Origin of the sequence: Rhodobacter sp. SGA-6-6 (assembly GCF_011043545.1) — a bacterium.
GTDB lineage: Bacteria > Pseudomonadota > Alphaproteobacteria > Rhodobacterales > Rhodobacteraceae > Pseudogemmobacter.
The window spans coordinates 191,442-204,896 of sequence record NZ_JAAKGP010000006.1 but is presented as its reverse complement, the minus strand read 5'-3'; the positions used below and the strand labels follow the sequence as shown (position 1 = coordinate 204,896).

Genomic DNA, 13,455 nt, shown 5'->3' with positions numbered 1-13,455 from the left:
CCCTTCCGCCGGCGGTGAACGTCACCTCTGGCGGAAGCCGCCTGCCTCCGCGCCCCTCGCGCGGAAGAAAGGGTGATCACCCGGGCAGGTCTCCTGGCTCGCGGGTCGGGGCGCGGACGGGCCTTCCCGGTTTCCCAGTGGCATATGCCGTCCTTGCTCGCCGCTTACAGTTGCGGGGGCAGCTGCGGAATCGCACCGCATTCCCTTTTCATCCGGGGTGTGACGCCCGGAAACCAAGGCAGGTTCTCCATATCCGGGGCGCCGGGCCTGTCAAGGGAAAGCTGCGCCCCCGGGTCGGGGAGCGTCATCGGGATGTCGCAAAAGCGCGGAGAGGCTGGACGGCGCGGCGCGGGGCGGCCAGCATGGGGCGGAAGGCTTGGGAGAATCGGATGATCGGCGACCTTGGCGCGCGGGATGCGACCGCGCTGGCGGAAATGGTGGCGGCGGGCGAGGTCTCGGCCACCGAGCTGCTGGACGCGGCGCTGGCGGCGGTCGAGGCACGCAATCCGGCGATCAACGCCGTGGTGCAGATGCAGGAAGGGGCGGCGCGCAAGGTGATCGCGCAGGGCCTGCCGCGGGGGCCGTTCCGCGGGGTGCCGTTCCTGTTGAAGGACCTCGGCGCCGAAGCGGTGGACTATCCCGGCCACAACGGCAGCCGGCTCTTGCACGACACCCGCTGGACCAGGGATTCGGCGATCTGGGAGCGGATACGGGCCACCGGCGTGGTCTGCTTCGGGCGGACCACCAGCCCCGAGGGCGGCATCGGCGCGGCGACCGAGGCGGCGGTCTACGGCGGGCCGACGCGGAACCCCTGGAACCTCGACCATACCTCTGGCGGCTCTTCCGGCGGGGCGGGCGCGGCGGTGGCGGCGGGGATCGTCGCCATCGCGCACGGCTCGGACGGCGGCGGGTCGGTGCGGATACCGGCGTCCTCCTGCGGGCTGTTCGGGTTCAAGCCGACGCGGGCGCGGCTGCCGGACGGGCCCTTCGTCGGCGAAGGCTGGGCCGGGATGGCGATCGACGGTTTCCTGACGCGGAGCGTCCGCGACACCGCGGCGATGCTGGACGCCTGCGAGGGCGCCGACCTCGGCGCGCCCTACTGGGCGCCGCCGCTGGGGCGCGGGCACATGGCGGCGATCTCGCGGCCCGTCGCGCCGCTGCGGGTGGGGATCGTGGAGGGCACCTTCACCGGAGAGCCGATCCACCCGGAGGTGGCGGAGGCGGTGCAGGCGGCGGGCCGGCTGCTGGAAGACCTCGGGCATGCCGTGGAGCCGGTGACGGTCGGGGCCGACATCGCCGGCATGATGCGGGCCTGGACCGACATCGTGGCGGTGGGCACCGCTCTGGGCATCCGGCGGGCGCTGAAGGGGCGGCCGCTGACCGGGGATCTGGTCGAGGGCGTCGGCCGCGGCGCCTGCGCCCATGCCGAGACGCTGCATCCGACCCGCTATCTGGAAGCCGTGGGTGCGATCCATGCCTTCGGCCGCGAGATGGCAGCGGTCTTCGCCCCCGAAACAGGCAGCGGCCCCGACATCCTGCTGTCCGCCACCCTGGCCGAGCCGCCGGCGAAGGTGGGCCGCTTCTCGCACACGACCGAGGATTACGTCGGCTACCGCATGGGGCCGCAGGGAATCTTCGCCTATTCCCCCTTCTGCGCCGTCTTCAACGCCTCCGGCCAGCCCGCCGCCAGCCTGCCGCTGGGATGGTCGAGAGAGGGCCTGCCCATCGGCGTGCACCTGGCCGCGGCCTTCGGCCGGGACGAGCAATTGATCGGCCTTTGCGCCGATATGGAGCGAGCGGCGCCCTGGGCGGGACGGCGCGCGCCGATGGCGGGATGAGGCCCGGGCTCGTCGGGAACTTCGTTCCTCCTCGCACGATGCGGCGACGAGGAGGCGAAGCCGAACGAGGAGCGGGGGCAAGAATCGCTTGTCAGGCGGGAAGACCCCTGCCCAATATGATCAAAACGAAAACGACGGGGGACTGGCGGAGTGACCGATGACGTGACGATCTCGGCAAGGGGCGTGGTCAAGGCCTTCGGGCAGGGGGCCACGACGGTCCGGGCGCTGGACGACGTTTCGGTGGACATCCGCAGGGGCGAGTTCTTCACCCTGCTCGGCCCCTCGGGCTGCGGCAAGACCACGCTCCTGCGGCTGATCGCCGGGTTCGAGATGCCCACCGGCGGCACCATCCTGCTGGACGGGGCCGACATCACCACCCTGCCGCCGAACCGGCGGCCGGTGAACACGGTGTTCCAGAGCTATGCCCTCTTCCCGCACCTGACGGTGGCGCAGAACGTGGCCTTCGGGCTGCAGATGCTGGGCAAGCCGGCGGCGGAGGTGAAGGATCGCACCGAAAAGATGCTGGCGCTGGTCAAGCTGGCGGCGATGGCGGGGCGCAAGACCGCGCAGCTGTCGGGCGGCCAGCAGCAGCGGGTCGCACTGGCCCGGGCGCTGGCGCCGCAGCCGAAGGTGCTGCTGCTGGACGAGCCGCTGTCGGCGCTGGACCTGAAGCTGCGCAAGGAGATGCAGATCGAGCTGAAGCGGCTGCAGACCGAGACCGGCATCACCTTCGTCTTCGTCACCCACGACCAGGAAGAAGCCCTGACGATGAGCGACCGCATCGCGGTGATGTCGGCGGGCAAGATCCAGCAGGTCGGCACGGCCAAGGAGATCTACATCCACCCGAGGAACCGCTTCGTCGCCAGCTTCATCGGCGAGACCAACTTCCTGACCGGCGCCGCCGAGGACGGCGCCTTGCGGCTGGCGACCGGCGAGCGGATCGACGCCCCGGGCCTGCGGGCGGCGCCTGGGGCCACCACGGTTTCGGTGCGGCCGGAACAGCTTCGGCTGGGCAATCCGGCCGATGGCGGGTTGCAGGCGGTGGTGAAGGCGCTGGTCTATTTCGGCACCGACACCCATTGCCACCTGCATCTGGCCGACGGCACCGAACTGGTGGCGCGGCTGCAAAGCCCCGCCAGCGGCGAGGCGGGCCTGACCGAGGGCGAGGCCGTCGGCATCCGCTTCGCCTCCGGCGCGGTGCAGCGGGTGGAGGACTGACGATGAGCCCCGCCGAGGAAACCGCGATCAGGACATCGGCCCGCAACGGCTGGCTGCTGTCGCTGCCCGCGCTGGTGCTGCTGATCGGCGCTGCAGCGGGGCCGCTGCTGATCGTGCTGGTCTATTCCTTCCTGTCGTCCGGCCAGTATGGCGGGGTGATCTGGGAATTTTCCACCAACGGCTGGCGCGGCATCCTGTGGTCGAAGGACATCTTCACCGAGGAATGGGTGCTGGCCGATGCGCATCTGACGATCTTCTGGCGTTCGGTCAGCCTGTCGCTGCTGACCACGATCTTCACCTTCATCCTGGGCTTCCCCACCGCCTGGTTCATCGCCACCCGGCCGCCGCAGCAGCGGGCGATGTGGCTGTTCCTGATCACCATCCCGTTCTGGACCAACCTGCTGATCCGCACCTATGCCATCAACGAGGTGCTGCGGAAGGAAGGGCTGGTCAACCTGGTGCTGCTGAAGCTGGGCGTGATCGAGACGCCGCTGGACATGCTCTACGGCCCCTTCGCCATCTTCGTCGGCATGACCTATGTCTACCTGCCGCTGATGGTGCTGCCCTTGTTCGCCGCCATCGACCGCTTCGACATGAAACTCCTGGAGGCCGGATACGACCTTTACGCCAGCCGCTGGCAGGTGCTGCGCCGGGTGATCCTGCCGATCGTCAAGCCGGGGATCATCGCCGGCTCGATCCTGGTCTTCGTGCCCTCGCTCGGCGCCTATGTCACCCCGCGCGTCCTCGGCGGCGGCAAGCAGATGATGATCGGCAACTTCATCGAGCTGCAGTTCCTGCAGGGCAAGAACTGGCCGCTGGGTGCTGCTCTGTCGATGCTGCTGCTGATCATCGTGACCGTGGCGCTGCTGGTCTATGTCCGCTACGCCAACCGGGATGCGAGCCATGGCTGAGCGGTCCTTCCACGTCGCCCGCCTGCCCGGCTTCGCCACCATGGCGGTGGCGGTCTTCCTGGCGCTTTACCTGCCGATCTTCACCCTGGTCGCCTACAGCTTCAACGCCTCGGTCTCTGTCGCGGTCTGGGGCGGGTTCAGCCTCGACTGGTATGCCAAGGCCTGGGCCAACACCCAGGTGAAGGATGCCACGATGCGGTCGCTGATCATCGCCTGCTTCGCCGCCGCCATCTCGACCGTCGTCGCCACGATGGCGGCGCTCGGGACGACCCGGCGCAGGGCGTTCCGGGGCCAGACCTTCATCTACGTGATGATCAACCAGCCGCTGATGGTGCCCGAGATCGTCACCGCCGTCGCCCTGATGATCCTGTTCGGGGTGATCAAGCAGGCGACCGGCATCCACGGCCTGGGCTATCTGGTGCTGGCGCATTCCGCCTTCTGCATCCCCTTCGCCTATCTGCCGATCCGAGCCCGGCTGGAAGGCATGGACAACGCGCTGGAGACCGCGGCGGCCGATCTCTACGCCACGCCCTGGCAGACCTTCCGCCGCGTCACCCTGCCCCTGCTGGCGCCGGGGATGGTCGCCGGCGCCATGCTGGCCTTCGTGATCAGCCTCGACGACGTGGTGATCACCGAATTCGTGAAATCCGGCGGCGAGGACACCCTGCCCACCTACATGCTGGGCCAGCTGCGCCGGCAGATGACGCCCGAGATCAACGCCGTGTCCACCATGCTGCTGGCGGTGACCGTGGTGCTCTTGACCGCCTTCTTCCTGCTGACGCGCAAGAAAGACTGAAACACCAACCTGGGAGACGACAATGAAAAGACTGCTGACCGCAACCGCGCTGCTTCTGGCATCGACGGGCCTCGCCTCGGCCGAAGGGGTGCTGCAACTCTACAACTGGGGCAACTACACCAGCCCGGAGCTGCTGGAGAAGTTCAAGGCCGAGACCGGGATCACCGTCACCGTGACCGACTACGACGCCAACGACACCGCGCTGGCCAAGATCCGCGCCGGCGGCCACGGCTTCGACCTGGTGGTGCCCTCGGCCAACTACATCCCGATCTTCCGCGACGAGGGCCTGATCGCCGAACTGGACCATTCCCGCCTTGCCAACATCGGCAACATCGACCCGCAATGGGTGGATGTCGCCTGGGATCCGGGCCGCAAGTTCTCGATCCCGTGGCAGTGGGGCTCCACCGGCATCGTGGTGAACACCAAGGTCTACGGCGGCGACATCAACACCTCGGCGGTGTTCCTCGACGTGCCGGACGAGTTGAAGGGCAAGATCAACGTCACCCCGGAGATGAACGACATCGTCAACCTCGCCATCTGGTATGTCGGCGGCGAGGCCTGCACCGAGGACACCGAGGTGCTGAAGAAGGCGCGCGACGCGCTGATCGCGGCCAAGCCCGACTGGCTGTCGATGGACTACGGCGCCACCGAGCGGATGTCGAACAACGACTGGGCGGCCTCGGTCTACTGGAACGGCGCGGCGATGCGCATCCGGCTGGCCAATCCCGACGTGGCCTATGGCTACCCGCGCGAGGGCTATCCGCTGTTCATGGATTCGGTGGCGCTGCTGAAGGATGCGCAGAACGTCGACGAGGCCTACAAGTTCCTGGACTTCATCATGCTGCCCGAGAATGCGGCGATGATCTCGTCCTTCGCGCGCTATGCGAACGGGATCAAGGGGTCCGAGGAATTCATGCCCGAGGACATGAAGACCGCGCCGGAAGTGGTCGTCCCGGAAGAGTTCAAGGCGGCCGGGCATTTCCTGCCCACCTGCTCGCCCAAGGCGCAGGAATACATGACCGCGATCTGGACCGAACTGCAGAAGTGATTCCTGCGGCATGAGACCGTGCCGGGGCTGTTCGCGGCCCCGGCATTTCCGTTTGGCCGGCCGCCGGGGGTTTCACACCCCCGGACCCCCGTGGAGTATTTGGGCCAAGATGAAGTGGGCAGATGTTCTTGAGTTTTCGGCGACGGAGCTTTCGGCGCTGATCCATGCCCGGAAACTGGCGCCCTCCGAGGTGATGGCGGCGCATCTGGCGCAGGTGGCGGCGGTCAATCCGGCGGCGAATGCCATCGTCTCGGCCCGCGACCCGGACGCGCTGATGGCCGAGGCCCGCCGCCTGGACGATGCAGAGCCGAAGGGCTGGCTGCACGGGATTCCGCTGGCGGTGAAGGACCTGGTGGCGACGGCGGGGCTGCGGACGACCTGGGGCTCGCCGCTCTACGCCGGTCATGTGCCGGCGCAGGACGACATCCTTGCCGCGCGGATGCGGGCGGCGGGCGCCGTTTTCACCGGCAAGACCAATGTGCCGGAATGGGGACAGGGGTCGCACAGCTTCAACCCCGTCTTCGGGGTGACGCGAAATCCCTATGACCTGTCGCGCTCCGCCGGCGGCTCTTCCGGCGGGGCGGCGGCGGCGCTGGCGACCCGGATGCTCTGGGTGGCGGACGGGTCCGACATGATGGGCAGCTTGCGCAACCCGGCCGGCTTCTGCAACGTCTACGGCTTCCGCCCGACCTGGGGGCTGGTGCCCGCGGATGCCGAGGGCGACACCCATCTGGCGACGCTGGCGACCGAGGGGCCGATGGCCCGCACGGTGGAGGATGTGGCGCGGCTGCTGCAGGTGCAGGCGGGCGAGAACCCCGAGGTCCCCTTCCCCCGCGCCGTGCCCGATCTGCTGTCGGGGCTGGAGGCCGGGGTGAAGGGCAAGCGCATCGGCTGGCTGGCCGACTGGGGCGGCGCCTATCCGATGGAGCCGGGGATTCTGGAGGCCTGCGAAGGGGGTCTCAAGGTGCTGGAGTCCCTGGGCGCGGTGGTGGAGCCCCTGCCGCCGCCCTTCCCGGCCGAAAGGCTGTGGTGGTCCTGGGCCACCCTGCGGGCGATGCTGAACGCCGGCGCCAAGCGTGCCTTCGCCGAGGACCCGGCAAAACGGGAGAAGACCAAGCCGGAGACGATCTGGGAGATCGAGCAGGGCCTCGGCCTGACCGCGCAGGCGGTGCATGAGGCCAGCCTGATCCGTAGCCGCTGGTATAAACACGCGGCGCGGATGTTCGACCGCTTCGACGCCGTGGTGCTGCCCACGGCGCAGGTCTGGCCCTTCCCGGCGGACTGGCGCTGGCCGCAGGAGATTGCGGGCAGGCAGATGGACACCTACCACCGCTGGATGGAGGTCGTGGTCCCGGCCAGCCTGATCGGTCTGCCGGCGCTGTCGGTGCCGCTGGGGTTCGGGCCGCAGGGCCTGCCCTCCGGGATGCAGATCATCGGCCGCTCGGGCGATGACGCCGGCGTGCTGGCGATCGGGCAGGCCTGGCACCGGGCGACCGCATGGCCGCAGAAGCGCCCGCCTCTGGTGGAGGCGGCGGTTTCGCGCTAGCCATGTCCCGAAAGGGGAAATCCATGCGGGTTCTGGTGATCGGGGCCGGGTCCATCGGGCGGCGGCATCACGGCAATCTGGGCGCCCTGGGCGCCGAAACCGAGCTGCTGTCCTGGCGCGAGGCCGGGCTGGCCGGGGCGCTGGCGGCGATGGACCGGGCCGAGGCGGTGGTGGTGGCGACCGCGACCGACATCCGTCTGCCGCTGGTCGAGGCCGCGGCGGCACGGCGCCTGCCGATCTATATCGAGAAGCCGCTGGCCTTCGCGCCCGCCGAGGTGGAGGCGATTGCCGCCGCCGCTGCCCCGGTCGCCGGCCGCTCGATGCTGGGCTACATGATGCGCTACCACCCGGCGCTGCGGGCGCTGGCGGCGATGGACCTCAGCGACGTGTTCCAGTTCGCCCTGACCATCGGCCATGACGTGACGCAATGGCGGGCGGACTGGCGCTTCTCGGACAGCTACGCCGCGCGGGCGGAAGGTGGCGGGGTGCTGCTGGACCTGTGCCACGAGCTGGACATGGCGCTCTGCCTGTTCCCGGGGCTGGAGGTGGTCTCGGTCGAAAGCCTCGGCCATGCCGCCTTCCCCGGGGTGGACTTCGCCAGCCGGATTTCCTTGCGGCGTCAGGGGCTTGTCGGCGATGTCTCGATGGACTACCTGACCCCCGGCCTGCACCGGCGGGCGCATCTGCGCGGGTCCGAGCGGATGCAGGACTTCGACTTCGCCGCGCAAGCTTATCGGGTGACCGATGCCGCCGGCCCGCGGCTGCTCGACCTGCCGCTGGAGCGGAACGCGATGTTCCTCGACGCCATGCGCGACTTCCTGGCGCTGGCCTCGGGCGAGGAGACCTCGGGCAACCCGCTGACGCCGGTCCTGTCCTCTTGCCTCGACTCGGCGCGCCTGGTGGCGCGGGCCTGGGCGGCGCGGCAGTTCGTCGGCGAAATCACCAAGGAGATCCCATGATCCTGGGTCACATCGGCGCCCGCAAGGGCAGCAAGGGCGTGCCGCGCAAGAACTTCCGCCCGATCTGCGGCAAGCCGCTGATCGACTGGTCGCTGGATCAGTTGTTCGCGCATCCGCAGGTGGATGCGGTGGTGGTCAGCACCGACGACGCGGAAATCTACGCCCATGCGGTGGCGAAGGGGGCGCTGGAGATCGGGCTGCGGCCTGCGCATCTGGCGACCGACACGGCGGGGAAATGGGGCGTCTGGCAGCATGCGCTGGAGGCATCGGAGGCCATCATCGGGCCGGTCGATGCCTTCCTCGACCTCGACTGCACCTCGCCGCTGCGCCTGCCCGAGGATATCTCCGGCGCGCTAGCGCTTTACGAAAACGAACATCCCGACATGGTGATGAGCTGCTGCGAGGCCCGGAAGAATCCCTATTTCAACCTCGTGGAGCCGGATGCCTCCGGCGCGCTGCATGTGTCGAAGCCGCTGCCGGGCGGCGTGGTCGCCCGTCAGCAGGCGCCCACAGTCTACGAACATGCGGCCAGCACCTATGTCGTCTCGCCCGCCTATCTCAAACGGTCCAAGGGGCTGTGGGAGGGCCGCGTCATCCCCTTCCTGATGCCGCCGGAGCGTTGCGTCGACATCGACAGCCCCTTCGACTTCCGCCTTGTCGAATTCCTCCTCTCCGAAGCCCAATCCAATCCCGCGCAAGAGGCCCGCAATGACTGACCAGCTGAAAGGCCGCACCGTCTTCATCACCGGCTCGGGGGGCGTCCTCGGCTCCACCTATGTCCGCCGGATGCTGGCCGAGGGCGCGCGGGTGATCGCCTCCGACCTGCCGGGAAAGCGGGCCGACGCGCTGGTCGAAGCGCATGGGAAGAACGCGAACTTCCGCTTCTATCCGCTCGATGTGTCTGACGAAGATCAGGTCACCGAGATCTTCGCCCGCATCCTGAAGGACGGCTGGGAGCCGAACGTGGTGCTGAACAACGCCGCCATCACCGGCGAGTTGCTGATGGGCGCGGGCCAGCCCTTCCCGGATTTCGCCGACCTCAAGGTCAGCGACTGGGAGAAGACCATGCGCACCAACCTGACCGGCCCCTTCATGGTGGCCCGGCAGATGGACCGCGACATCGTGGGGAAATGGCCCTGCACGCTGATCAACGTGGCCTCGATGTATGCGCTGAACGGGGCGCATCACCGGATCTACGAGGGGATGCCGTTCAAGAACTTCTCGGCCTATGGCGTCAGCAAGGCCGGCATCCACGGCCTCACGGTCTGGCTGGCCGGCTATTGGGCGAAGCGCGGGGCGACGGTGAACACCATCGCGCCGGGCGCCGTCTTCAACGGCCATTCCGAGGAATTCCAGCGCCGGGTGGGCGAGTTGATCATGCTGGACCGGATGGCGAAGCCGGACGAGATCGCCGATGCGATGCTGTTCCTCGCCTCTCCAGCGGCGGGCTACATGACCGGGCAGCTTCTGAACGTCGACGGCGGCTTCAGCGGCTGGTGAGCAGCGGCTCCAGCGCCTGCATCGTGCGGGCGGTGGCGCCGGAATGCTCGGCAAGGAAGGCCCGGATTTCGGCCTCCGCGGGGCCGGGCCAGCCGGCGGGAGACAGCGCGCGGGACAGGTCTTCCGGGCCCCGCGCGTGGAAGCAGACCCCGGCGGCGATGGCCTCCCCGGCCGGGTATTCGATGGTGTGGATCGCCGGGCCGACGATGACCGGGCGGCAAAGCGCCAGGGGCTCGATGATGTTGTGGGCGCCGTGCGGGGTGAAGCCGCCGCCGGTGACCACCCGGTCGGCGAGCGCGAGGTAGAAATACATCTCGCCCAAGCTGTCGCCGATCAGGATGTCGGCCTGCGGCATCGGGCGGGGACACAGATTTTCGTCGAAAATCTGGCTGCGGCGGGTTGCGCGCAGGCCCCGGTCGGCGATCAGCCGCGCGGTGTCGTCGAAGCGTTCGGGCTTGCGCGGGACGTAGACGATGAAGGGCGGGTTGGGGCCTTTCAGCGCGGTCTCGATGGCGGCGAGGTAGGTGTCGTCCTCGCCCTCCACCACCGAGGCGAAGGTGATTACCGGGCGGGCGCCGGCCAGCAGCGGCCGGGCGGGCGCGGCGGCAGCGAGTAGCGCGGGCGGCACCGGCTGGTCGAAGCGGAGCTCCCCGGTGACCTGGATGTTCCGCACACCGATGGCGGCGAAGCGCCCGGCCTGCATCCGCGATTTCACCAGCGCCCCGGCGAAGCCGCGCATCACCGCGGGCCGCAGGGGGAACTTCCGGTCGCGGGCCAGCGATTTCGACGGGTAGCCGGCATTGCACATGAACAGCGGCACCCCGTTGTCGCGGGCGGCGAAGACCATGCGGGGCCAGATCTCCACCTCCATCACCAGCCCGAGTTTCGGCCGGAAGGCGCGGAAGAAGCCCTTGAAGCACCAGGACAATTCCAGCGGCACCCAGACCGCGGCCATGCGGCCGGCGGCGATCTCGGGCGCGAAGACCCGCATCGCCTCGCGGCGGCCGGCGGGGGTGAAATGGGTGGTGACGACGGTCTCGCCGCGGTCGAGCAGCGCCCTGACCAAGGGGACGGCAGAGCGCATCTCGCCCAGCGAGACGGCATGGACCCAGACCGCGCCGGGCAGCGGGGCGTAGCGGCCGAAGCGCTCGGCCAGATGCTGCGCGTAGAGCGGGTCCTTGCGGCCGCGGCGGCGGAGGTAGAGCAGGATCGCCGGCAGCGCGACGGTCCAGAGCAGCGACCAGAGGGCGAGGAACAGCCTCATCGCATCAGCCCCAGCAGATCGGCGGCGAGGGGGGCGAGGCTGCCGCCGGCGGCCCGCGACAGGGCGGCGGCGCGGGCGGTCCTGTCGGAATGATCCTGCGCAAGGGCCTGCGGCAGGGTCCCGGCCGTGACCGGCAGCGCAGCCCCTGCCCCGTCGAGCTGCGCGAAATCGGCGGCGAAATTGGCGGTGCGGGGGCCGTGCAAGATGGCGCAGTCCAGCGCGGCGGGCTCCCAGGGGTTGTGGCCTTCGGTCGGGCCGAAGGTGCCGCCGATCAGCGCCAGCGGGGCGAGGCGATACCAGAGGCCGAGTTCACCGAAAGCGTCGGCGACATGGACCTGCGCCGTCGGGGCCGGATGCGGGGCCAGCGATTTGCGCGTGACGGTCAGGCCGAGCGCCTCGGCTGCCGCGCAAATCGCAGGCCCCCGCGGCGGATCGCGGGGAACGATGACGAGGAGGGTTTCCGGGGCCGCCACCAGCCTTTCGCCATGGGCGGCGAGGGCCACCGATTCATCCTCTTCATGCGAGGAGGCGAGCAGCCAGATCGGCCGTCCGGCCAGCGCGCGCTGCATCGCCTCCAGTTCCGCCGGATCGGCGGCAAGCGGCGGCGCGGCGGCCTTGAGCGATCCGGTGACGCGCACTTGCCCGGCCCCCAGGGCGGCAAGGTTGTCCGCCGTGGCCCGGTCCTGCGCGGCGATCAGCCGGAAGCGGGAGAGGAGGCCGGCATAAAGCCCCCGCACCCGGTTGCGGCGGACGAAGGCGGCGGCATTCATCCTGGCATTGACCAGCGCCAGCGGCACCCCTGCCCTGTCGGCCTCCAGCACCGCCCCGGGCCAGAGGTCCTGCTCGGCCCAGACCGACAGACCGGGCTGCCAGTGGGCGATGAAGCGCCGCAGGTAGCGCGGGGCATCGACCGGCAGGAACTGGTGCGTCGTCCGCGGCGGCAGGTTGGCCGCCATCACCTGCGCCGAGGATCGGGCGGAGGAGGTGACGAGGAAGCTCAGCTCCGGGCGCTGCGCCGCCATGGCGGCGATCAGGCCGCGCAGCGCCAGCACCTCGCCCAGCCCGACGGCATGGAGCCAGACCAGCGGTCCCTCCGGCCGCGGCACCGAAGGTTCCCCCAGCTTCTCGCGCCAGCGGGCCGGGTCCTCCTTGCCGCGCGCCAGCCGGCGGCGCAGCAGCACAGGCGCCGCCAGCGGCAGGGCGCGGGACAGAAGCCGGTAGGTGGCAAGCTGCCAGCCCATCAGCCGGGGTCCTGGAAGGCCTTTTGCAGCGGCCGGTCCCAGAAGGCGGGGTCCGCCAGCACCTGCACGAAGCGCCCCGCCGCGCTGCCCTGGCCGAAGCCCGCATCCGGCGCGTGCCGCCGCCCCCATTCCCGGGCGAGGAACCCCGCGATGGCGGCGGTGTCCTCCGCCTCGCAGGCGGTGACCGAGGAGGCGTCGGAGCGGTTCGACTGCCGCGTGCCGATGTCCAGCGAGGGCAGGCCGAGAAAGGGCGCCTCGCGCACGCCGGCGCTGGAATTGCCGACCATGCAGGCGGCGTTCTTCATCAGTTCGGAGAAATGGGCGAAGCGCATAGACGGCAGCACGCGGAACCGCTCTTCCGGCAGGTGGTCCAGCACGGCGAAGATCGCGTCCGAGCCCGGGTCGTTGTTCGGCGCGATCACCACGAAATGCCGCCCCGAGGCCTCCAGCGCGCCGAACAGCGCCGCGGCCTGCGCCCCCATGGTGGCCTGTTCCGAGGTGACCGGGTGGAAGGTGGCAATGCCGTAATCGGCGAAGGGGATGGCGTAGCGCGCCTTCACCTCCTCCAGCGTCACGCCGGAGGGGCGGGCGTGGAAGTCCAGCTCGGGCGAGCCGATGACATGGATGCAGTCCTGCGGCTCTCCCAGGGCCATCACCCGGCGGGCGGCGGCCTCGGAGGAGACGAAGTGATGGGTGCAGAGCTTGGTGTTGCAGTGGCGGAACACCTCGTCGATGGTGCCCGAGACCTCGCCGCCCTCGACATGGGCCGAGCGGACGTAGTTCATCGCCGAGACCAGCGCCCCCGCCAGCGCCTCCACCCGGTCGCCGTGGATGACGATCAGGTCGGGGCGGTGCTCGGCGACGTAGTCGGAGAAGCCGGTGACGGTCTTGGCCAGCACCGCATCCTGCGGATCGCCGGGGCGCTGGTTGACGAAGTCGTGCACCGCGACGCCGGGCATCCGCGCCACCTCCATCTTCGTCAGCCCGTAACGGTCCAGCATGTGCATCCCGGTGACGAAGAAGCCGACCTTATGCCCGGCATCCCGCGCGGCAGCAGCAAGCGGCTCCAGCTTGCCGAAGTCGGCGCGGGTGCCGGTGAGGAAGAGGATGCGGCGGGTCATGCGGTCAGGGGTC

12 protein-coding genes and 1 riboswitch are annotated in these 13,455 nt (G+C 69.7%); of the genes, 9 read left to right on the top strand and 3 right to left on the bottom strand.

From position 1 onward, the window contains the following. Positions 1–65 precede the first annotated feature (65 nt). Positions 66–253, bottom strand: a riboswitch (cobalamin riboswitch). A 136-nt stretch (positions 254–389) separates the two neighbouring features. From G5B31_RS13310 to G5B31_RS13270, 9 genes are all read left to right on the top strand, one after another. After that, complete coding sequence (locus tag G5B31_RS13310) at positions 390–1,838, top strand: amidase (RefSeq protein WP_165018435.1); 1,449 nt, start codon at positions 390–392, stop codon at positions 1,836–1,838. A 150-nt stretch (positions 1,839–1,988) separates the two neighbouring features. Continuing rightward, a complete protein-coding gene (locus G5B31_RS13305) occupies positions 1,989–3,056 on the top strand; it encodes an ABC transporter ATP-binding protein (protein WP_165018433.1) in 1,068 nt (355 codons plus the stop codon). Between the two features lie 2 nt (positions 3,057–3,058). Beyond that, positions 3,059–3,967, top strand: a complete 909-nt coding sequence (locus tag G5B31_RS13300; protein WP_165018431.1) for an ABC transporter permease — start codon at positions 3,059–3,061, stop codon at positions 3,965–3,967. Beyond that, the gene (locus tag G5B31_RS13295) at positions 3,960–4,763 is read left to right on the top strand and encodes an ABC transporter permease (RefSeq protein ID WP_165018429.1); all 804 of its coding nucleotides are present in this window, start codon (positions 3,960–3,962) and stop codon (positions 4,761–4,763) included. The genes G5B31_RS13300 and G5B31_RS13295 overlap by 8 nt, the downstream gene beginning before the upstream one ends. Before the next feature lie 22 nt (positions 4,764–4,785). Next, complete coding sequence (locus tag G5B31_RS13290) at positions 4,786–5,811, top strand: extracellular solute-binding protein (protein WP_165018427.1); 1,026 nt, start codon at positions 4,786–4,788, stop codon at positions 5,809–5,811. Between the two features lie 109 nt (positions 5,812–5,920). Further along, complete coding sequence (locus G5B31_RS13285; protein WP_165018425.1) at positions 5,921–7,357, top strand: amidase; 1,437 nt, start codon at positions 5,921–5,923, stop codon at positions 7,355–7,357. Between the two features lie 23 nt (positions 7,358–7,380). After that, entirely contained in the window at positions 7,381–8,316 is a 936-nt protein-coding gene (locus tag G5B31_RS13280; RefSeq protein WP_165018423.1) for a Gfo/Idh/MocA family protein, read from the top strand. Further along, positions 8,313–9,032 (top strand): cytidylyltransferase domain-containing protein, encoded by a 720-nt coding sequence (locus G5B31_RS13275; protein WP_165018421.1) that lies wholly within the window; start codon positions 8,313–8,315, stop codon positions 9,030–9,032. Before G5B31_RS13280 ends, G5B31_RS13275 begins: the two co-directional genes overlap by 4 nt. Continuing rightward, positions 9,025–9,816 carry an SDR family NAD(P)-dependent oxidoreductase gene (locus G5B31_RS13270; RefSeq protein WP_165018419.1) on the top strand — a complete coding sequence of 264 codons (792 nt, stop codon included), beginning with the start codon at positions 9,025–9,027 and terminating at the stop codon, positions 9,814–9,816. The genes G5B31_RS13275 and G5B31_RS13270 overlap by 8 nt, the downstream gene beginning before the upstream one ends. Here G5B31_RS13270 and G5B31_RS13265 read toward each other — a convergent pair. From G5B31_RS13265 to neuC, 3 genes are read right to left on the bottom strand one after another with little or no spacing between them, the layout of a single operon-like run. Then, complete coding sequence (locus G5B31_RS13265) at positions 9,803–11,080, bottom strand: 3-deoxy-D-manno-octulosonic acid transferase (RefSeq protein WP_165018417.1); 1,278 nt, start codon at positions 11,078–11,080, stop codon at positions 9,803–9,805. The genes G5B31_RS13270 and G5B31_RS13265 overlap by 14 nt on opposite strands. Continuing rightward, entirely contained in the window at positions 11,077–12,321 is a 1,245-nt protein-coding gene (locus G5B31_RS13260) for a 3-deoxy-D-manno-octulosonic acid transferase (protein WP_165018415.1), read from the bottom strand. The genes G5B31_RS13265 and G5B31_RS13260 overlap by 4 nt, the downstream gene beginning before the upstream one ends. After that, positions 12,321–13,442, bottom strand: coding sequence for a UDP-N-acetylglucosamine 2-epimerase (gene neuC / locus G5B31_RS13255; RefSeq protein WP_165018413.1), 1,122 nt, complete (start codon positions 13,440–13,442; stop codon positions 12,321–12,323). The genes G5B31_RS13260 and neuC overlap by 1 nt, the downstream gene beginning before the upstream one ends. Positions 13,443–13,455 lie beyond the last annotated feature (13 nt).

Excerpts from the sequence above, each read along its gene's own strand:
- G5B31_RS13310 (WP_165018435.1), top strand. The coding sequence starts at position 390 with ATGATCGGCGACCTTGGCGCGCGGGATGCGACCGCGCTGGCGGAAATG.
- G5B31_RS13300 (WP_165018431.1), top strand. The coding sequence starts at position 3,059 with ATGAGCCCCGCCGAGGAAACCGCGATCAGGACATCGGCCCGCAACGGC.
- G5B31_RS13295 (WP_165018429.1), top strand. The coding sequence starts at position 3,960 with ATGGCTGAGCGGTCCTTCCACGTCGCCCGCCTGCCCGGCTTCGCCACC.
- G5B31_RS13290 (WP_165018427.1), top strand. The coding sequence starts at position 4,786 with ATGAAAAGACTGCTGACCGCAACCGCGCTGCTTCTGGCATCGACGGGC.
- G5B31_RS13285 (WP_165018425.1), top strand. The coding sequence starts at position 5,921 with ATGAAGTGGGCAGATGTTCTTGAGTTTTCGGCGACGGAGCTTTCGGCG.
- G5B31_RS13280 (WP_165018423.1), top strand. The coding sequence starts at position 7,381 with ATGCGGGTTCTGGTGATCGGGGCCGGGTCCATCGGGCGGCGGCATCAC.
- G5B31_RS13275 (WP_165018421.1), top strand. The coding sequence starts at position 8,313 with ATGATCCTGGGTCACATCGGCGCCCGCAAGGGCAGCAAGGGCGTGCCG.
- G5B31_RS13270 (WP_165018419.1), top strand. The coding sequence starts at position 9,025 with ATGACTGACCAGCTGAAAGGCCGCACCGTCTTCATCACCGGCTCGGGG.
- G5B31_RS13265 (WP_165018417.1), bottom strand. The coding sequence starts at position 11,080 with ATGAGGCTGTTCCTCGCCCTCTGGTCGCTGCTCTGGACCGTCGCGCTG.
- G5B31_RS13260 (WP_165018415.1), bottom strand. The coding sequence starts at position 12,321 with ATGGGCTGGCAGCTTGCCACCTACCGGCTTCTGTCCCGCGCCCTGCCG.
- neuC (WP_165018413.1), bottom strand. The coding sequence starts at position 13,442 with ATGACCCGCCGCATCCTCTTCCTCACCGGCACCCGCGCCGACTTCGGC.